The organism is Promicromonospora sp. MS192 (assembly GCF_049532985.1).
Lineage (GTDB): Bacteria > Actinomycetota > Actinomycetes > Actinomycetales > Cellulomonadaceae > Promicromonospora.
The window spans coordinates 5,073,578-5,091,991 of record NZ_CP186693.1 but is presented as its reverse complement, the minus strand read 5'-3'; the positions used below and the strand labels follow the sequence as shown (position 1 = coordinate 5,091,991).

Genomic DNA, 18,414 nt, shown 5'->3' with positions numbered 1-18,414 from the left:
GGTTCCGCCAACACCCGCGACGCAGTCTCGGCGCCCTGACCGGAGTCTCGCGCAAGGCTGGCCCTCCCAGGGCGCGTGGTCGGTAAGAGGTCAGGTGATCGGCACCCCGGGGTGCCGATCACCTGACCTCTTACCGACCACGCTGCCGACCACGCTGTCTCACGCAGTCGTGTGGCGCACCACCCGGGAGGCCAGCAGTGCGAAGACGACGGCGCAGGCCGCCTGCGCGGTCACCGCCGTGACCAGGCCGACGGTGAGCCCCGAGCCCGGTCCCGTGGCTGCTGCCAGCGGCGTGCCGTCCGCCGCGCCCGCCACCGCGTGGAAGAGCCCGCCCAGGAGCGCCACGCCCAGGCCCAGGCCCAGCTGCTGCAGCGTGGTGAGCAGTCCGCCCGCGACACCGGCCGCCCAGGTCGGCGTGCGGGAGAGCACGGTCTGCAGCGCGGGGCCGTACATCATCGCCTGGGCCGCACCCAGCGCGACCAGCAGCGGCTGCAGCACGACCGGGGCGGCCCCGCCGCCGTCGCGCCCCACCACCAGAGCGATGCCGAGCAGCACCACGGCCTGCCCCGAGGCGGCGTACACCATGATCCGCGGCCCGACCCGCCGCAGGATCCGGGGCAGGGCGAGCGCCGTGACCACGAACGCCCCGCCGAACGCGAGCAGGAGCACGGCGGCGCCCCAGCCGTCGGCGCCCCACACCGTCTGCGAGTACTCCGAGATCTCGTACAGGAACGCGCCGTAGGTGACGAAGAAGAGCATCGTCATCAGCAGTCCGATCCGGACCACCGGCACGCGCAGCACGCGCGGCGGGACCACGGGCAGCAGGCCGCGGCGTTCGGCGCGGCGCTGGGTGAGCGCGAACAGGGTGAGCGTCACGGCCGCGACCACCAGCAGGCCGACCGCCCAGGCGGGCCAGCCCGCGCCGGGGCCGGTCGTGAGCGGCACGACCAGCGCCACCAGGCCACCGCCGAGCAGCGCGGCGCCCGGCAGGTCGAGCGCGAGGGGCGCCTCGGACCGGGACTCGGGCACCGCCCGCAGGCCGAGCAGGGCGCCGAGCGCGATGATCGCCGTGACGATCTGGACGGCGCGCCAGCCGAGGTGCGCGGGCAGGGCGACCACGAGAGCTCCGGCGGCCACCTGCCCCACGATGGTCGCCACCGCCCCGGCCGCCGTGAACAGGATGATCCCCCGGGACCGGAGCGCGTCGGGCGCCGTCGCCTGGATGGTCGACAGCACCTGCGGTGTGAAGAGCCCGGCGGCCAGGCCGAGGGCGGCGCGCAGCACCACGAGGTCCGTCAGGCCCTGGGCCAGTGCGGTGAGCACCGCCAGCACGCCGAAGCAGGCGAGACCGACGGCGAAGAGCCGCCGCCGGCCGTACCGGTCGCCCAGCCGGCCGGCGACGACCAGGCCGGCGGCGAACGTGGTCGTGTAGGCCGACAGCACGAGCGCGCCGCCGGCCGGGCTGACCGCCAGGTCCGCGGCGATGGCCGGGACCAGCAGGTTCACGGCACCGAACGTGAAGTTGACGGGGACGAAGCCGAGCAGCAGCACGGCCAGCCCGCCGCCGGTCAGGGCGCGGGTGGTGTCCGGGGCGGGCGATGTCGCACCGCCCGCCGGGGCGGCGACGGCCGGGCGCACGCGGGAGTCGACGGCCGTGGGGAGGGATGGCGTCATGCTCCGACCATGCGCCGTCGGTCATCCTGGTACCAGGAGCCTGTTCATACGGGTACCGGCACCACCTGGTTGTGCGGCCGCCGCGGGGTGACACTGGTTCGGTGACCACCACCGACCCCGACCACAAGGCGCTCGGTGCCTTCCTCCGGGAGCGCCGCGGTCGCGTCACCCCGGCCGACGTCGGGCTGCCGCAGTCCGGCCGCCGGCGGACACCCGGGCTCCGCCGCGAGGAGGTGGCGCAGATCGCCGGCGTCGGCGTCACCTGGTACACGTGGCTCGAGCAGGGGCGCGCGCCCAACCCGTCCGACCAGGTGCTCGACGCCGTGGCCCGGGCACTGCGGCTGCGGCCCGAGGAGCGGCGGCACCTGATGATCCTCGCCGGGCGGGCGGCCGACACCGACGCCGGCGTGCCCAACCCGCTGATGCGGGTGCTGCCCGAGCACGTCCTGCTCCTGGAACGGCTGCTCCCGTACCCGGCGGCGATCCAGACCGCCGCCTACGACCTGGTCGCCGCCAACCGCACCTACCGGTTCCTGTTCGGCGACCTCGACGCCGTCGACCCCGCCGACCGGAACTGCGCGTGGCTGCTGTTCACACACGACGACTGGCGTGACAGCCTCGTGGAGCCCGAGGTGGTGCTCCGCGACCTCGCCGGGCGGCTGCGTGCCCGCGAGGCCGAGTTCCGGCACCACCCACGATGGGAGGGGCTGCTCGGCGGCCTGCGCGAGCGCTCGCCCGAGTTCGTGCGCTACTGGGGCGAGCACGAGGTGCGCGGCGACCGGCCGGGCCAGCTCCGCCGCTACCGGTCCTCCCGGGTGGGCCGGGTCGACGTCGTGTTCCAGAGCCTGTGGCTCGACCGGGACCGCGGTGAGCGCATCGTGGTGCTGACGCCGGCCGACGACATGGCCGCCCGCCGGATCGAACGGCTCGACTCGCTCGTGGGCGCGGCCCCGGCCTGGACCGCACGGGACGGCGTGCTGGCGGACGCGCTCATCGGCTGAACGTGCCCGGGCCGGCCCCGGCGTCAGGTCAGTGTCAGGTCAGCGCCAGCCCGCCGCGATCCGCAGGAACGCGTCGTTCGCCGCGACCTCGCCGATGGTCACGCGGAGCCCGTCACCCGCGAACGGACGGACCAGGACGCCGCCGGCGGTCGCCTCGGCGGCGCGCTGGACGGTCTGCTCGCCCAGGCCGAACCAGACGAAGTTGGCCTGCGTCCCGGGCAGGTCCCAGCCCTGGTCGCGCAGGGCGTCGGTGACGCGCGTGCGCTCGGTGACCAGCGCGTCGACCCGTTCCAGCAGCTCGCTCTGCGCGGCGGGCGCCAGCGACGCGAGCGCGGCGACCTGCGCCAGGTGCGAGACGCCGAACGGTGTGGACACCGACCGGATACCCGCGGCCAGCCGGGGTTCGGCGACCGCGTAGCCGACGCGGAGACCCGCCAGCCCGTACGCCTTGGACAGGGTGCGCAGCAGCACGACGTTAGGGTGCCGGCGCAGCACGTCGACGCCGTCGGGCACCTCGGGGTCGCGCACGAACTCCAGGTAGGCCTCGTCCACGACCACGAGCACGTTCCGCGGCACCGCCGCGAGGAACGTCTCCAGCTCGTCCGCGTGCACCGCGGGACCGGTGGGGTTGTTGGGCGTGCAGACCAGCACCACGCGGGTGGCGGGCGTGACGGCGGCCGCCATCGCAGGCAGGTCGAGGCGGCCCGTGCGCTCCTGGACCGGGACGGTCACGGCCTTGCCGCCCGCGACCGCCACCGCGATCGGGTACGCCTCGAAGGACCGCCACGGGAAGACGACCTCGTCCCCGTGCTCGACGACGGCCTGGAGCACGTGCGAGAGCACGGCCACCGAACCGTTGCCGACCACCACGTTCTCGGCCGCCACGCCGGTGTGCGCCGCGAGCACCTCGACGAGCTCGCCGGCGTACATGTCCGGGTACCGGTTCACCTCGGCCGCGCCGCGCGCTATCGCCTCCAGCACGGACGGGAGCGGCGGATAGGGGTTCTCGTTCGACGAGAGCTTCCAGGCCTGCGACCCGGTGGCGACGCGGGCGCCGGGAACGTAGGCGGGCAGGGCCGACACGGCGGCCCGGAGCGGTACGGATGCTTCTTCCACGGGGGTCAGCATGCCACGATGGCCGGATGAAGCTCGTGGCGCGCATCCTCATCACCGCACTCGCGATCGGGCTGTCGGCTCTGATCCTCGGTTCGCACATGGACGTCGTGAGCGACGGCACGACCCTGGGCACGATCCTCGCCCTGGTGGTGGTGGCCGTCGTCTACGGCCTGGTCCACATGGTCGTGAAGCCGATCGTCCAGCTCATCTCGCTCCCCCTCTACATCCTGACGCTCGGCCTCGTGTCCGTGCTGGTCAACACCCTCATGCTGTGGATCACCACTCTCATCACGAACCAGTCCTGGTTCTCGGACCAGCCCAACTGGGGGCTCGAGGTGACGGGCGGCTTCTGGTGGTACGTGCTGGCCGCGCTCGTGATCTCGGTGGTGCAGACGATCCTGCTGGCCCTGCTGCCCAACCGGGTCTCGGACTGAACCCGCGGCCGGACGGGCCGGTCACGGGCCGGCCCGTTCGACCCGGTAGTACGAGGTGGTCATGCTCTCCCCGGCCAGCCGTGGTCCGATCCGGCCGGTCACCTCGGCCACCCGCGGGTCGCCCGTCGCGAGGGCGAGGTCCAGCGTGCGGACGTGCGTGGCGACCGAGTGCGCCGCCGGCAGACTGCCCGACGCCGCGCGGTCGCCCGGGTCGGCCGAGTCCTGGAGCGACCGGACCACGGTGACCCGGTCGCGGGTGCGAGGGTTCTCCGCACCGGACCGGCCGTCGGTGTTCGAGACCAGCTCCTCCGGGGTCTCCAGGTGCAGCACCGGGACACCGGGCGGCGCCGGGATCAGCCCGGTCGGGGCACCGGCGGTGACCAGGCCGCCCACGCGGTAGCGCGCCGTGAAACCCGCCCGGGACACCAGCGCCGCCGCGGCGATCCCGCCCAGGCTGTGGCCCACGAGGGTGACGGGCTCGTCGGGCCCGACGCCGGAGTCCGCGAGTGCGCGCTCGATCGCCGCGGTCGCACCGTCGGGCTGCCCGGCCATGAGCTCGACGTCGGTCCGCCCGTCCCAGGGGTGCCCCGCCGGGAGGGCCGACTGGGTGCCGGGCACCAGCACCGTCCAGGACACCGCGCCGTCCTGCCCGGTCACCCTCTGGACCGCGATCGTCGCCGGGGGCGCGCCACCCGGGCCCGGGTAGAGGTCGTCGACCCGGGCCAGTGCCTCACGGACGGAGCGCGCGCCGGTGGCGGACCAGGCGGGCACGGCGCCGGACGCGAAGTCCTCCGCGCCGAGCCGCGTGAGCCGGACCCCGGCGTCGTCGCCGCCCAGGAGGGGTACCTCGCGGGCCACGTGCGCGAGGACGCCGGCCCCGCCGGCAACCCCCGGCCGGCCCCCGGCCGGCCCCGGCTGCGCGAACGCGACGCCGCCGCCCAGCCCGGCGACCACCTCGTCCGACCACGGGGCCAGCCCGCGGGTCGCGGCACCGGCGACCGCTCCGGCCACGGGCGTCAGCGCGCCGCCCGTCGCCCCGGCGCCGCCCAGCCGGCCGGCGGCCTCCGCCGCTCCCAGCGCACCCACCCCTGCCAGGCCCAGCCACCCCAGGCTGCCGAGCGCCGCCCCCGTGCCGAAGGTGCCCGCGGTCACGAGCCCGCCGACCAGCCGCTCGGCCGTCGACTCGGCCTCCTCGTACAGGCCGGCCGCGCGCAGCAGCCGCCAGGCCAGGAGGTCGCAGGCCCGGGCACGCTCCGCGAGGCAGCGGGCGACGTCGCGCGCCAGCGATGCCAGGCCCGACGCACCGATCCCGCCGGCGCCTGCCCCGGTGTCGCCAGCCCCACCGACACCCGGCAGCGCGAGGTCCCCGCTGACACCCAGGCAGCGCACCGACGCGGCCCTCAGGTCCTCGGCGACGCGCGCCAGCCGTGCCGCGGCCCCGCGCACGGAGTCCGTCTCGGCCGAGGACAGGCTCGTGCCTCCGTACACGGCCACGGTGTCCTCCGGCGCCAGGCTCACCGCGCCCACCCGCCGTAGGGCTCCCCCGGCACCGCCTGCACGCCCGGCACCGCCACCTGGGCCGCGGCCCGCACCGTCTCGTCCAGCAGCGTGCGGTCCCGGGCGAGGGCCCGGGCCTCCTCGGCCACCGCCGCGCGGTACAGGTCGGCCGCCCGCGCCCGCCACTCGACGTGGCCGGCCGCGCCCAGCTCCGCGGCCGACCGCTCCACCAGGGCCACCACCTCCGCGAGCGCCGCGGGCGCCCCTCCCGTCAGCACGCGGCGCGGCCCGTCCGTCGTGCTGTCCCGTCCACGTCGGATACGCACGTGCCGCCTCTGCTCATCGGCTCCACTCCGTCCGGTCCTGTCGGTCAGGCCTGTCGGTCAGGCCTGTCGGTCAGGTCCTGGAGACCGTAGGCCGGGACGAGGTCCGGGCACCCGACGGTGGCAGGCTCCTGTGCACGAACGACCGTGGAGGCCACCTGTGGTCACCCTCGCGCCCGCAGTGTGCTGTCCCGAGAGGCCGTGACGCACCTGTCACAGACGCACGGCGTGCCCCGCGTGGACCAGCCCGTCCACGTGCCGCTCGATCGCGTTGAACTCCGGCGACGACGCGTCGCGGTCCGCCGGCAGGTCCACGTCCACGATCTCGCGCACGTGACCGGGCACGCCGTGCGCCGTCCCGCCCGCCATGACCAGCACGCGGTCGCCGAGGTACACGGCCTCCTCGATGCTGTGGGTCACGAACAGCACCGTGATGCCGGCCGCACGCTGGATGCGCTGCAGCTCGTGCTGCATCTCCACGCGCGTGAGGGCGTCGAGGGCACCGAAGGGCTCGTCCATCAGCAGCACCGACGGCTTGTTGGCCAGCACGCGGGCGATCGCCACGCGCTGCTGCATGCCGCCGGAGAGCTGATGGGGGAACGAGCCCGCCACCCGGGTCAGGCCCACGGCCTCCAGCGCCTGCTCGGTGCGCTCCGCGACGAGCGGACGCTGCAGCCGCGCCTGCCGGGGACCGTAGGCGATGTTCTCGGCGACGGTGAGCCAGGGGAACAGGCCGTAGTCCTGGAACACGACGCCGCGGTCGGGACCGGGGCCTGCGACCGGCTCCGTCGCGACCGTCAGCGTGCCGGAGGTGACCTCCTCGAAGCCCGCCACCATGCGCAGCACCGTCGACTTGCCGCAGCCCGACGCCCCCACGATGCACAGCACCTCCCCCGCGGCGACCGTGACGTCCACGCCCTCCACGGCGGCGACGGCGGCGCCCGGGTACTGCTTGCCGAGGCCCTTCATGACGATGTCCGCCGGGAGGTTCTCCCGGATCCGACCGATCTTCACCATGCTCCTGCCTCCTTCGGTCCAGCCATCACTTGAGGATCGGACGCCGGCCGAACGCCACGCGGAAGACCAGCCCGAGCAGGCGGTCCGCGACGAAGCCGGCCAGGCCGATGACGATCATGCCGACGATGATCAGGTCGGTGCGGGACTGCTCCCGGGCCTGCGTGATCATGGCGCCGAGTCCCGTGTCGATGCCCACCGTCTCGCCGACCACGAGGATCACCCAGGCCAGACCCATGGCGATCCGCATGCCGCCGACGATGCTCGGCGTCGCCGCGGGGATGACCACCTTGTACAGCGCCTGCGCCGGCGGGGTGCCGAGCATCGCGGCCGCCTCCAGGAGCCGCCCGGACACCTGCCGCACGCCGCTGATGGTGTTCAGCAGGATCGGGAACACCGCGGCCAGGAACACCAGGAAGACCGTCGAGCGATCGCCGAAGCCGATGATCAGCAGCGTGAGCGGCGCCCAGGCCGTGACCGGGACCGGCCGCACGAGGTTGACGGTCGGGTCGAGCATCCGGAACACCAGCCGGGACCGGCCCATGAGCACGCCCAGCGGCACCGCCACGGCCACCGCCAGCAGGAATCCCTGGAGCACCCGCGCGGCCGACGCCCCCAGGTGCGTCCACAGCGTGCCGCTGAACGAGTCGTCGTACACACCCCCGACGGCGAGGTCCACCAGCCGCAGGCCGACGTCCGCCGGAAGGGGCAGGAACGTCATCTGGATGCCGAACGGGAGCACCCACGCGCCCTGGACGCCCACGTGCCACAGGAGCAGGCTCAGGACCGGCACCGGCAGCGCGAGCAGCCAGGCGCTCCAGGCGGAGCGACCGCGCGTCCGGGCGCTCACGGGGTGTCCACGGCGTCGACGAACGTGGTGTCCGTCAGCGCCTCGGTGTCGGCGGGCTCCGCGACCTGGTCGAAGGCGACCATCTCGTCGTTCATCGCCCGGAGCGTCTGCTCGTAGTCGGCGTCGATCTCCCAGCGCGGCCACGTGTTCTCGATCGCCGTGGCGACCACGGCACGGTCCACCACGAACTCCTCGACCATGCGGTCGGCCCACTCGTCCGGGTGGGCGGCCAGGTGCTCGGTGGCCTGGGCGTGGGTGTCGACCACGTCCTGCACGAGCTCGGGGTCGTCCTGTGCCAGGGAGGCCGTGGTGGCGAGCACGATGTTCGTGCGGCCGATCCCGGTCTCGTAGGGGGACGTCAGCTCGTGCGCGTCCTCCTGCATGGCGATCGACGGCCCCACCTCGGCCGAGATGAACGCGTCGATCTGACCGGACGAGTAGGCACCGGCCATCTCGGCGAACGGGAGGTTGACGAGCTCGACGTCCTCCTCGGGGTCGATGCCCAGCGACGCGAGGGTCTCCTTGAGCAGGATCTCCTGGGTCGCGCCCATCGGGTAGCCCACCGTGGCACCCACCAGGTCCTCGGGGGTCGCGATGTCCGGCGAGGCGACGATGCGGGTGCCGCCGTCGGCGGACGACGCGACGACGGTCACGTCCTGCTGCTGCGAGACGCCGGTGATCACCGACGCGGCGCCGGTGACGCCGAAGTCGACCGATCCGGAGACGATCGCGTTCTTGATGTCCGAGGAGGTGTCGAACAGGACGATCTCGAACTCGACGCCCTCGGGGGCGAAGTCGTCGTAGAAGTAGGGCGTGAACAGGTGCGGCTGACCGCGCAGCGTCCCGATCGTCACGGTGCCGTCGTCCGCACCGTCGGCGGCGGCCCCGGTGCAGGCGGTGAGGCCGAGGGCGAGTGCGGCGGCGCCGACGGCGGCCAGGGCAGGCTTGAGCAGGGTCATCAGGGTCTCCTCGTTCGATGGGGGGTCAGGCAGGGGTGGCGGCAGCGGTCCGGTAGGCGCGCCACCCGCCCAGGTGGGTGATGTCGGGTTCGGTGCCTGTCGGCGCCCCGGTGAAGCCGACGACGGTCGACCCGTCGGACAGCTCGACGGGGCCGAGGGCCAGGGGCGCGGCGATCGAGGTCAGGAGACGCGCGAGCGACGCGGGCGAGAGCCGCCACAGCTCGCCCGGCACCGAGGCCTCGCCCCCGCGGACGACGGCGGGACGGTCGACGGCCCCCTCCACGAGCAGCATGCGGAACGCCGGGGCCGTGGCGACGTCGCGCAGGTACCGTCCGCCGAGCGCGTCGAGCTGGGCGTTCAGGGGCTCGCCCCGCAGGTGCGCCCCGAAGACCGCGACGTCGACCCCCGGGGCTCCGAGGAGGGGCGCCTCCTCCCCCTCGCCCAGGAACCGCGCCGCGAGGTCGGCGGCCACCTGGTCGTGGAACGCCGGGACGACGAACGTCACGCCGAACTGCCCCTCGCCGTCGACCCGGCCCGCGGGGACGGCCACGGCGGCCAGGTCCATGAGGTTCACGAAGTTCGTGAAGGTGCCCACCGTCGAGTTCACGCCGATCGGGTCGGCGGCGACCTGCGCGAACGTCGGGTGGATCGGCGCGGTGGGCACGAGCAGCGCGTCGGTGCCGTCCAGGAGCCTGCGGCCCTGCCGCGTGAGCCCGGCGAGACGCTGCTGGTCGGCGACCACCCGCGTGCCCTCGACGCCGCTCGCCGCCGTGGCGATGGCGGCGACCGACGGGTCGGCCTGCTCGGGGTGGCCCGCGAGGAACTCGCCGTAGGACCAGGCGCGCTCGGCGACGAGGCCGCCGTCGTACAGCAGACGTCCGGCCGCGAGGAACGGGGTGAGGTCGATGCGCCGCACCGTGGCACCGGTGCCCTCGAGCCGGCCGATGGCGGCGGCGAAGGCCGCGCGGACGGCCGGGGAGAGCGTGCCCAGGTCCTCGTCGCGCGGCACCGCCACGATCGGGTGCGCGGGCGCGCCCTGCGGCGCGTCCGCGGGCCAGGCCCGCGCGTCCGGCGCCCGGGTCGCCCCGGCGCCCTGAGGGTCTGGCACGTCGCCGGTGGTGGGTGCCTGGCAGACGGTCAGCACGCGGGCCGCGAGCGTCACGTCCGCGGCGAAGACCGACACCGTGTCGTAGGAGGGACAGGCCGGGACCACGCCGTCGGCGGGCAGGAGCCCGACCGTCGGCTTGAGCCCGACGACGCCGTTGAACGCGGCCGGCACCCGCCCCGACCCCGCGGTGTCCGTGCCGAGCGCGAAGTCGACCAGGCCCAGCCCGACCGCGGCACCCGAGCCGGAGCTGGAGCCACCTGCCACCCGGTCCGGGTCGACCGCGCTCGCGACGGGACCGTAGGGGCTGCGGGTGCCGACCAGGCCGGTCGCGAACTGGTCCAGGTTGGTCTTTCCCACCAGCACCGCACCGGCGGCCCGCAGGCGCTCGACGACAGGGGCGCTCGTGGCCGGTACGAAGGCGAACTCCGGGTGTGCCGCCGTGGTCGGCAGGCCGGCCACGTCGATGTTGTCCTTGACCGCGAACACGAGACCCGCGAGCGGGAGGTCCACGCCGGCCGCCGTGCGCGCCGCGACGTCCCCGGCGTCCGCCAGGGCGTCCTCCTCGGCACGCAGGTGGATCCAGACGTGGCCGGGCTCGGCGGACCGGATCCGGGCGTAGGCGGCCCGGACCGCGTCCGGTGGGCTCGTTCGGGTCATGCGGGGTCTCCTCCTGGTCGGGGGCGGGACGTGGTGCGGGGCGGGGCGGGCTCCCGGGCCGGGCGGGACGGCACGGCCGCGTGGTCAGGGGGCGAGCTGCATGAGGTGCATGGCCCGGGCCGCCCGCGCGCGGACGATCGACTGGGACTGGCCCACGTGCGTGCGCAGCGAGTCGCGCGCCTCGCGCAGGCGGCCGGACAGGACCAGCTCACCGATGGCGATGTGCTCGCTGATCGTCGCGTCGACCCGGTCCTGGGTGAGGTAGTCGTGCATGCGCACCGGCCGGATGCGGCGGTTGACCCGCTGCAGCGCCCCGACCAGCTCGGCGTTGCCCGCGGCGCCCAGGAGCACGGTGTGGAACTGCTCGTCGGCCGTGACGAAGCCGGCGTCGGGCTGGATCCCGGAGTCGGCGCGCTCCTGCCACACGGTCAGCTCGGCCTCGATGGCGCCTGCGTCGTGGCGGATCGTCGGGTCGTCGATGGCCCGGTCCAGCCCGCACGTCTCCAGGAGCACGCGCAGCTCGTAGAGGTCGGTGAACTCGGTGACGGTCGGGGTGTAGCGGAAGAGGCCGCCGTCCCGCTTGACCAGGAGCCCGTCGGCCTCCAGCCGCGCCAGCGCGTCGCGGACCGGGGTGCGGGAGACCCCGAACCGCTCGGCGACGTTCTCCTCGGTGTAGCGGGCGAACGGCGACACCGCCGTGGAGAGGAGCTCACCCCGGAGCGCCTCGTACACCCGCACGCGTGCCGTCGTGCGGCGGCCGCGCTGCGTCCCGGGCTCCTGCAGCACCGGATCCTGCGTTGTATCCATGGTTGGACATCGTTCTGGATCCCCTGTGACAGCCGTGTTGCGTGGACGCCTCCGCTGTTTCCACGGCGTCACCCCCGGTGAAATGTGCGTGTCGTCCGCCTTGCTCGCCGGCCGGAGGCCCTGTGGACAACCAGCCGGGGGCAGGACGCGCCCGTGGGAGAATGGAGCACGTGCCAGAGACCACCACGCCCAGCCCTGCCGCCCGCGTCACGCTCGCGGACGTGAGCCCCGCCATCGCGCTCGGCCCCCTGGACGGCCGGTACCGCAAGGCCGTCGCACCGCTCGTGGACCACCTGAGCGAGGCCGCGCTGAACCGCGAGCGCATCCACGTCGAGGTGGAGTGGCTCATCACGCTGTGCAACGGCGCGGACGGCGTCGCCGCGCCGGTGGTGCCGGGGGCACCCACGCTCACGCCGCAGGAGATCGAGTACCTGCGCGCGATCCCCGCGACGTTCGGCGCGGCCGAGATCGCCGAGCTGGCCGAGATCGAGCGCGAGACCGTGCACGACGTCAAGGCGGTCGAGTACTTCATCAAGCGGCGCATCGCGGCCGCCCCCGAGGCGCTGGGCGAGACGAGCCTGCCCGCCGCGAGCGAGCTGGTGCACTTCGCCTGCACCAGCGAGGACATCAACAACCTGTCGTACGCGCTGATGGTGCGGGGCGCGGTGCGCGAGGTGTGGCTGCCGGCCGCGACCGCCGTCGTCGACCAGCTCGCGGGCATGGCGCGCGAGCACGCCGCGGCGCCGCTGCTGTCCCGCACGCACGGCCAGCCCGCGACGCCGTCCACCCTGGGCAAGGAGCTCGCCGTGCTGGCGCACCGGCTGCGTCGTCAGCTGCGCCGCGTGGACGGCGCGGAGTACCTGGGCAAGCTGAACGGCGCCACGGGCACCTACGGTGCGCACACGGTCGCCGTCCCGTCGGCCGACTGGCCCGCGGTCTCCAAGGCGTTCGTCGAGGGTCTCGGGCTGGACTGGAACCCGCTGACCACGCAGATCGAGTCGCACGACTGGCAGGCCGAGGTCTACGCCGACGTCGCCCGGTTCAACCGGATCCTGCACAACCTCGCGACCGACGTGTGGACCTACATCTCGCTCGGCTTCTTCACGCAGATCCCGGTCGCGGGCGCCACGGGCTCGTCCACGATGCCGCACAAGGTGAACCCGATCCGGTTCGAGAACGCCGAGGCCAACCTCGAGATCTCGTGCTCGCTGCTGGACACGCTCTCGGCCACGCTCGTGACCTCGCGCCTGCAGCGCGACCTGACCGACTCGACCACGCAGCGGAACATCGGCCCCGCGTTCGGGCACAGCCTGCTCGCCATCGACAACGTGGCACGCGGCCTGGACCGCCTGGCCGTCAACGAGACGCTGCTGCGCGAGGACCTCGACGCCAACTGGGAGGTGCTGGGTGAACCGGTCCAGTCGGCGATGCGTGCCGCATCGGTCGCAGGCGTGCCCGGTATGGAGAACCCGTACGAGCGTCTCAAGGACCTGACACGCGGGCAGCGGGTGGACGGCGCGCGCATGCGCGAGTTCGTGGCGGGCCTGGGCCTGCCCGACGACGTCGCCGCGCGCCTCGCCGCCCTGACCCCGGCCACGTACACCGGGCTGGCCGAGCAGCTCGTGAAGGACTACCTCGACTGATCGGGGCAGCCGCGGCGCACCGCACCCGGTGCGCCGCGGCGCCGGTCACTCCAGGAAGATGCCGTTCCCGGGGCCGACCGGCAGGTCGAGGAAGAAGAACACCGACAGCACCGCCGCCCACACCAGCCAGAACGCGATCGTGAAGGGCAGCAGCCGAGCCATCACGGTGCCCAAGCCCGCCTTCGGCTCCCAGCGCCGCAGGAACGTGAGCAGCACGATCATGTAGGGGTTCAGCGGCGTGATGATCTGGGTCGCCGAGTCGCCCACGCGGAACGCGGCCTGCACGAAGCCGGGCTCGTACCCGATGAGCGCGAACATCGGCACGAACACCGCCGCCATGATGGTCCACAGCGACGAGCCCGAGATGATGAACAGGTTCAGCAGCGACGCGAGCACGAGGAAGCCCAGGATCGCCCCGTAGCCGGTCAGCCCGGCCGACTCGAGCCCCTCGGCGCCCGCGACGGCGATCCACTGGCCCACGCCGGACCAGTTGAAGACCGCGATGAACTGGCCCAGCACGAACGCGAGCACCAGGAACCCCGCCATGTCGCGGATGGACTGCTCCAGCAGCCGCGGCACGTCCTTCATCGAGGTCACCGACCGCGTCACCACGCCGTAGACGATCCCGGGCACCAGGAACAGCACGAAGACGACGAACGTGATCGAGCTGAGCAGCGGCGACTCCGGGAGGAACCCGCCGTCGGCGTTGCGCCAGGGCGAGCCCGGCACCACGAAGGCGACCGTCAGGACGACCGCCACCAGCAGCAGGGAGCCGACGGCGAACGCCAGTCCGCGCCGCTCGGCCCGCGAGAGGGTGGCATCCCCGGCGTGCTCGTCGATGCCCGCCGGGCCGGTGCCGGGCACCACCGTGCCTGCCTGTCGCACCTGGTCGACCGGGACGCTCTGCCGGACCAGGCGCGGCTCCAGCACCTTGTCGATGAGGAACCCGGCGAGCACGGACAGCAGCACGGCCGAGACCACGTTGAAGTACCAGTTCGACAGCGGGTTCACGGGATCGCCCGGGTTGGGCAGGATCTCCGTCACCGCCGTGGTGATCCCGGAGAACAGTGCGTCGAGGCTGGTCACGGCGATGTTCGTGGAGTATCCGGCGCCCGCCGCGGCGAACCCGCCGAGCAGACCCGCCACCGGGTGCCGGCCGGCGGCCTGGAACACCAGCGCCGCCAGCGGCGGGATGACCACGAAGGCGCTGTCCGACATCACGCTGCCCATCACGCCGACGAACCCCACGGCATACGGCAGCGCCCAGCGCGGCGCGGAGCCGAAGACGGCGCGGATGCCCGCGGCGAGCAGACCCGTCTTCTCGGCCACGCCCACGGCGAGCCAGATCGTCAGCACCGTGACCAGCGGCGGGAACCCGATGTAGTTCACCCCGATGTTCTGGGTGAACCACGTGAGCCCCTCGGGCGTGAACAGCCCCTGGATCCGGGTGACCTCCTCGGCGCCCGGGATCTGCACCGTCACGTCGGCGAGCGCCATGAACGTCGACACGAGCGCGACGGCGAGGAACAGGATCAGGAAGAGGGTGAACGGCTCGGGCAGCCGGTTGCCGACGCGCTCGACGGCGCCCAGGAACCGGTCGGCGCGGGACGGGCGAACGGGTGGTGCTGCGGTGCTCATGCGGTCTCCCTCGGCCGGGCGGTGATCGAGCGACGTCGGGCCGTAATCTAAGGGGTGAATTTTCCGGTCGTGTTACGGCTTCCATACGATGGACCGCATGAACCGCCCCACCCCGCCCAGCACCGCCTATCTCGACCATCTGGTCGCCGAGACCGCAGTGCGGCGGGAGGCGCTGACCGGCCCGTCCACGGGTGAGGACGCCGCCGGGCCGACGGGGACGGCCGGGTCCGGAGCCGGCGCCCCGGTCGCGCTGGTCGCCGCCGCCGAGCGGGCCGCGGCCCGGTTGGCGCCGGAGCTCGCGGAGATCGTGCACCGCCTGCACGAGCACCCCGAGCCGGCGTTCGAGGAGCACCGCAGCGCGGCGACCCTGGTCGAGGTCCTCGCACGGCACGGCGTCGAGGCCGAGCTGGGCGCGTACGGGGTGGACACCGCGTTCCGCGCCGAGGCCGGCGATCCGGCCGGGCCGACGATCGCGATCTGCGCGGAGTACGACGCGCTGCCCGGCATCGGCCACGCGTGCGGCCACAACGTGATCGCCGCGTCCGGCGTCGGTGCCTTCCTCGCCGCGCGCGAGGCCATGGCCTCCGGCGGCGCACCCGCCGGGCGGATCGTCCTCCTGGGGACGCCCGCCGAGGAGGGGCACTCGGGCAAGGAGGTGCTGGCCCGCAACGGGGCGCTGGAGGGCGTCGACGCCGCGATCATGGTGCACCCCTACGGGCTCGACGTCGCCGACCAGGTGTGGCTCGGGCGCCGCCTGCTGACCTGGACGTTCACGGGCCGCCCCGCGCACGCGTCCGCCCAGCCGTACATGGGGCGCAACGCCCTGGACGCGGCGACCCTGGCGTACCAGGGCATCGGCCTGCTGCGCCAGCAGATGCCCCCGGTGGACCGCGTGCACGCCACGATCGCGGAGGGCGGCACGCGGCCGAGCATCATCACGGAACGCGCCGTCGTGCACCTGTACGCGCGCTCCAAGTACCCGGACACCCTGCGCGACCTGTCCCGGCGCCTCGACGACATCGCGCGGGGCGCGGCCCTCATGACCGGCACGGACGTCGAGATCACCTGGGACGACGGCGCCCATCCGAGCCTCCCCGTCCGGACCAACCGGGTGCTCACCGACCGCTGGGTCGCGGCGCAGCGTCGTCTGGGACGCGACCCGCTGCCGGCGGGGGTGCTGTCGGAGACGCTGGCGGCGTCCACCGACTTCGGCAACGTGTCGTTCCGGGTGCCGGGCATCCACCCGCTCGTGCAGGTCGCGGACCCGGACATCGCGCTGCACACCGCGGAGTTCGCCGCCGCGGCCGCGACCCCTGCGGCGGTGACGGCCGCCGTCGACAGTGCCGCCGGTCTCGCGGCGACCGCCCTGGACTACCTGTACGACGCCGGGCTGCGCGCCGCCGTCCACGAGGAGTTCGCCGAGGAGGGCGGACCGGTGGACGTGGAGCACTACTTCGACTGATCGCCTCCGGAGGGGGCCGCCGGCGGAGGACCGGGCTACCTACGGAGGGCAGGGCCGCCGGCGGCGGACCAGGGGCCCCGGGGGGCGGCGGGCGAGGCCTGGGGCGGCGGGCGCGTCGACCATGCGGTTGCTGCCACGTCCGGGCACGCCCTGGCAGCAGGCGCATGGTCGCTGTCGTAACGACCCGCACATCCGGGCGAAATCTCCGCTCCCTAGCGTCGGTCTGGCGCGGTGCCGGGCCGCGCGCGATCTCGAAGGAGCGTGGTCCTGTGACTCATGGCGGACACCGAGACGGACGTACGGCCGCCGAGACCCTGGTCTCCGCCCTCGGCCGGCGACGGTTCCTGCAGGCGGCGCTCGGCGTCGGGGCCGGGTCCGCGCTGGCGGCGGGGCCTGCGGCGGCGGCCTCGGCCGCATCCGGGACGAGCCGGGGCGCTGGCGGGGCCGGACGGTACTCCGGCGTGCTGCAACCGGGCCGTGGCCGGATCCCCGGCGACGTCTACCTGGGTTCGGACGTCGACGACGTGCTGTGGGGCTACGTCCCCTCCGTGCACGCCCGGGGCGTAGCGCGGGTGCGGTCCGGCCAGACGATCACCATCGACTCCGTCTCGCACGAGGGCATCCTGGAGGACCAGGGCCGCGATCCCGTGGCGTACTTCGCGGAGCACGGCGTACGACGCCGGGAGGTGCTCGACGACGCCGTGGCCATCGCCGCCGGGTACTCCCGGACGGTGCGCAACTTCGACGTCGACGGCCCGCACGTGGTGACCGGCCCCGTCTTCGTCGAAGGCGCCGAGCCCGGTGACGTGCTCAAGATCGAGACGCTCGCAGCCACCCCGCGGGTGCCCTACGGCGTGGTCTCGTCCCGGCACGGCAAGGGCGCGCTGGGCGTCACGCCGGCGGGCGCGCCCGCCGGGATCAGCCTCGACGAGGTGATGCCGCCCGTCGGCACCGACGGGCGGGGGTCCGGCATCCCCACCGAGTACGGCAACGTGTCCGTGTTCGCCGGGGTGCGCGGAGACCACGCCGTGATGGGCTCGGGCGCGGGCCGGGTGCGGTTCCCGCTGCGGGCCTTCTTCGGGATGATGGGCGTCGCGTTCGCGGGCTCGACGGACCTGACCGCCCCGGAGGCCAACTCGATCCCGCCGACGCTCGGCGGCGGCAACATCGACATCCGGCACCTGGGCGCCGGGTCCACGTTCTACCTGCCGGTCAGCGCCGAGGGTGCACTGTTCTACGTGGGTGACCCGCACATGGCCATGGGCGACGGCGAGGTGGCGCTCACCGCCATGGAGGGCTCGCTGCGCGGCACGTTCCGGCTCACGGTCTGCAAGCCCGGCTCGGGGGACGCTCCGTCGGTCGCCTACTCCTACCCGTTCGGGGAGACGGCGGACGCCTGGATCCCCATCGGCCTGTCCGACCCGGACGGCTCCGTGGGCGGTCAGATCAGCGACCTGGACGTCGCCATGCGGCGCGCCGTGGTCAACGCGCTCGACTTCCTCCAGCACGACCACGGGCTGGACCGGGCGGTCGCGTACGCCTACCTGTCGGCGGCGGGCGACTTCGCCGTCTCGCAGGTCGTCGACCGGACCGTCGGGGTGCACGGGCTGATCCGGAAGGCCGACCTGGGTTGAGGGAGGGACCGCTGGCCGACGTGGGCGAGCCCGGCCCGTGCCGGACGCCGGTGCGGCCACCACCGGCCCGGGCCGTGCGCCGGCCCGAAAATCCAGCGGGCCCGAGCCGGCCCGGACCGTAGGGTCAGAGCATGACGACGCCAGAGATCGCACCTGTCGACACCTGGCTCGCCGTCACGCGGGAGGACGGCGAGACCGTGGGCTACCTCGAACCCGTGACGGACGACTACTCCGATGTGATCCCCCGCAACCGGCTCGGTCATGCCGTCGGCGGTGTGCAGGACTACCACGCGGGCGAGGAGCTCGTGCTCGGCCGCGGGCTGCACGAGCTCGCCGAGCACTGGCTGCTCGACGGCGAGGGCACCGAGCTCACGATCAGCGAGCTCTCGCCCCAGGGCATCGTGCTGCGCGACGCGTTCCTGTCCAAGGCGCTGGTCCCGCTGGAGCCGACCCACGTCCCGTGGCCCGACACCGCGGAGCGCCTGCGCCGTGCGGGCGACCGCTGAGCTCAGGCGCAGCCCTTGCCGAACGATGAAGCCCCGGCTGCCGTCCTCCTGATCACGAGGACGGCAGCCGGGGCTTCGTCGTGCCGCAGGG

At 74.1% G+C, this 18,414-nt stretch carries 16 protein-coding genes; 6 read left to right on the top strand and 10 right to left on the bottom strand.

Annotated elements, in window-relative coordinates; all coding sequences use genetic code 11:
• Positions 1–159 precede the first annotated feature (159 nt).
• Complete coding sequence (locus ACO229_RS22670; RefSeq protein WP_423462878.1) at positions 160–1,674, bottom strand: MFS transporter; 1,515 nt, start codon at positions 1,672–1,674, stop codon at positions 160–162.
• A gap of 101 nt (positions 1,675–1,775) precedes the next feature.
• On the opposite strand from ACO229_RS22670, the gene ACO229_RS22665 reads away from it, so the two are divergent.
• Positions 1,776–2,675: a helix-turn-helix transcriptional regulator gene (locus ACO229_RS22665; protein WP_397411901.1), complete on the top strand. Its 900-nt coding sequence runs from the start codon at positions 1,776–1,778 to the stop codon at positions 2,673–2,675.
• 39 nt (positions 2,676–2,714) lie between these two features.
• Here ACO229_RS22665 and hisC read toward each other — a convergent pair whose 3' ends face one another.
• The gene (gene hisC / locus ACO229_RS22660) at positions 2,715–3,803 is read right to left on the bottom strand and encodes a histidinol-phosphate transaminase (protein WP_423462877.1); all 1,089 of its coding nucleotides are present in this window, start codon (positions 3,801–3,803) and stop codon (positions 2,715–2,717) included.
• A 14-nt stretch (positions 3,804–3,817) separates the two neighbouring features.
• Between hisC and ACO229_RS22655 the strand changes: the two genes are divergently transcribed.
• The gene (locus ACO229_RS22655) at positions 3,818–4,225 is read left to right on the top strand and encodes a phage holin family protein (protein ID WP_397411905.1); all 408 of its coding nucleotides are present in this window, start codon (positions 3,818–3,820) and stop codon (positions 4,223–4,225) included.
• A 21-nt stretch (positions 4,226–4,246) separates the two neighbouring features.
• Here the strand turns inward: ACO229_RS22655 and ACO229_RS22650 are convergent, their stop codons facing one another.
• From ACO229_RS22650 to ACO229_RS22620, 7 genes are all read right to left on the bottom strand, one after another.
• The gene (locus tag ACO229_RS22650; protein WP_423462876.1) at positions 4,247–5,743 is read right to left on the bottom strand and encodes a hypothetical protein; all 1,497 of its coding nucleotides are present in this window, start codon (positions 5,741–5,743) and stop codon (positions 4,247–4,249) included.
• On the bottom strand, positions 5,740–6,048 hold the full coding sequence (locus ACO229_RS22645; RefSeq protein WP_423462875.1) for a hypothetical protein: 309 nt from the start codon (positions 6,046–6,048) through the stop codon (positions 5,740–5,742). Before ACO229_RS22645 ends, ACO229_RS22650 begins: the two co-directional genes overlap by 4 nt.
• Positions 6,049–6,258: 210 nt before the next feature.
• Positions 6,259–7,062 carry an ABC transporter ATP-binding protein gene (locus ACO229_RS22640; RefSeq protein ID WP_397411911.1) on the bottom strand — a complete coding sequence of 268 codons (804 nt, stop codon included), beginning with the start codon at positions 7,060–7,062 and terminating at the stop codon, positions 6,259–6,261.
• Between the two features lie 25 nt (positions 7,063–7,087).
• The gene (locus ACO229_RS22635) at positions 7,088–7,909 is read right to left on the bottom strand and encodes an ABC transporter permease (RefSeq protein ID WP_397411913.1); all 822 of its coding nucleotides are present in this window, start codon (positions 7,907–7,909) and stop codon (positions 7,088–7,090) included.
• A complete protein-coding gene (locus ACO229_RS22630; protein ID WP_423462874.1) occupies positions 7,906–8,868 on the bottom strand; it encodes an ABC transporter substrate-binding protein in 963 nt (320 codons plus the stop codon). The genes ACO229_RS22635 and ACO229_RS22630 overlap by 4 nt, the downstream gene beginning before the upstream one ends.
• Before the next feature lie 25 nt (positions 8,869–8,893).
• Positions 8,894–10,633, bottom strand: coding sequence for an allophanate hydrolase (gene atzF / locus ACO229_RS22625; protein WP_423462873.1), 1,740 nt, complete (start codon positions 10,631–10,633; stop codon positions 8,894–8,896).
• A gap of 84 nt (positions 10,634–10,717) precedes the next feature.
• Positions 10,718–11,440 (bottom strand): GntR family transcriptional regulator, encoded by a 723-nt coding sequence (locus tag ACO229_RS22620; protein ID WP_397411919.1) that lies wholly within the window; start codon positions 11,438–11,440, stop codon positions 10,718–10,720.
• Positions 11,441–11,601: 161 nt separating this feature from the next.
• Between ACO229_RS22620 and purB the strand changes: the two genes are divergently transcribed.
• A complete protein-coding gene (gene purB / locus ACO229_RS22615; protein WP_397411921.1) occupies positions 11,602–13,083 on the top strand; it encodes an adenylosuccinate lyase in 1,482 nt (493 codons plus the stop codon).
• A gap of 45 nt (positions 13,084–13,128) precedes the next feature.
• On the opposite strand, the gene ACO229_RS22610 is transcribed toward purB, so the two are convergent.
• Positions 13,129–14,721, bottom strand: a complete 1,593-nt coding sequence (locus tag ACO229_RS22610; protein ID WP_423462872.1) for an AbgT family transporter — start codon at positions 14,719–14,721, stop codon at positions 13,129–13,131.
• Positions 14,722–14,809: 88 nt separating this feature from the next.
• Here ACO229_RS22610 and ACO229_RS22605 point away from each other — a divergent pair, with 88 nt between their 5' ends.
• The 3 genes from ACO229_RS22605 (at position 14,810) to ACO229_RS22595 (ending at position 18,323) form a co-directional block, all read left to right on the top strand.
• A complete protein-coding gene (locus ACO229_RS22605; RefSeq protein ID WP_397411925.1) occupies positions 14,810–16,183 on the top strand; it encodes a M20 family metallopeptidase in 1,374 nt (457 codons plus the stop codon).
• A gap of 269 nt (positions 16,184–16,452) precedes the next feature.
• On the top strand, positions 16,453–17,817 hold the full coding sequence (locus ACO229_RS22600; RefSeq protein ID WP_423462871.1) for an acetamidase/formamidase family protein: 1,365 nt from the start codon (positions 16,453–16,455) through the stop codon (positions 17,815–17,817).
• A 131-nt stretch (positions 17,818–17,948) separates the two neighbouring features.
• On the top strand, positions 17,949–18,323 hold the full coding sequence (locus ACO229_RS22595; RefSeq protein ID WP_397411929.1) for a hypothetical protein: 375 nt from the start codon (positions 17,949–17,951) through the stop codon (positions 18,321–18,323).
• The last annotated feature ends 91 nt before the right edge of the window (positions 18,324–18,414 follow it).

Coding starts and splice junctions, on each gene's coding strand:
- ACO229_RS22605 (WP_397411925.1), top strand. CDS start 14,810: ATGGACCGCATGAACCGCCCCACCCCGCCCAGCACCGCCTATCTCGAC.
- atzF (WP_423462873.1), bottom strand. CDS start 10,633: ATGACCCGAACGAGCCCACCGGACGCGGTCCGGGCCGCCTACGCCCGG.
- ACO229_RS22670 (WP_423462878.1), bottom strand. CDS start 1,674: ATGACGCCATCCCTCCCCACGGCCGTCGACTCCCGCGTGCGCCCGGCC.
- ACO229_RS22595 (WP_397411929.1), top strand. CDS start 17,949: ATGACGACGCCAGAGATCGCACCTGTCGACACCTGGCTCGCCGTCACG.
- ACO229_RS22610 (WP_423462872.1), bottom strand. CDS start 14,721: ATGAGCACCGCAGCACCACCCGTTCGCCCGTCCCGCGCCGACCGGTTC.
- purB (WP_397411921.1), top strand. CDS start 11,602: ATGGAGCACGTGCCAGAGACCACCACGCCCAGCCCTGCCGCCCGCGTC.
- hisC (WP_423462877.1), bottom strand. CDS start 3,803: ATGCTGACCCCCGTGGAAGAAGCATCCGTACCGCTCCGGGCCGCCGTG.
- ACO229_RS22640 (WP_397411911.1), bottom strand. CDS start 7,062: ATGGTGAAGATCGGTCGGATCCGGGAGAACCTCCCGGCGGACATCGTC.
- ACO229_RS22630 (WP_423462874.1), bottom strand. CDS start 8,868: ATGACCCTGCTCAAGCCTGCCCTGGCCGCCGTCGGCGCCGCCGCACTC.
- ACO229_RS22655 (WP_397411905.1), top strand. CDS start 3,818: ATGAAGCTCGTGGCGCGCATCCTCATCACCGCACTCGCGATCGGGCTG.
- ACO229_RS22620 (WP_397411919.1), bottom strand. CDS start 11,440: ATGGATACAACGCAGGATCCGGTGCTGCAGGAGCCCGGGACGCAGCGC.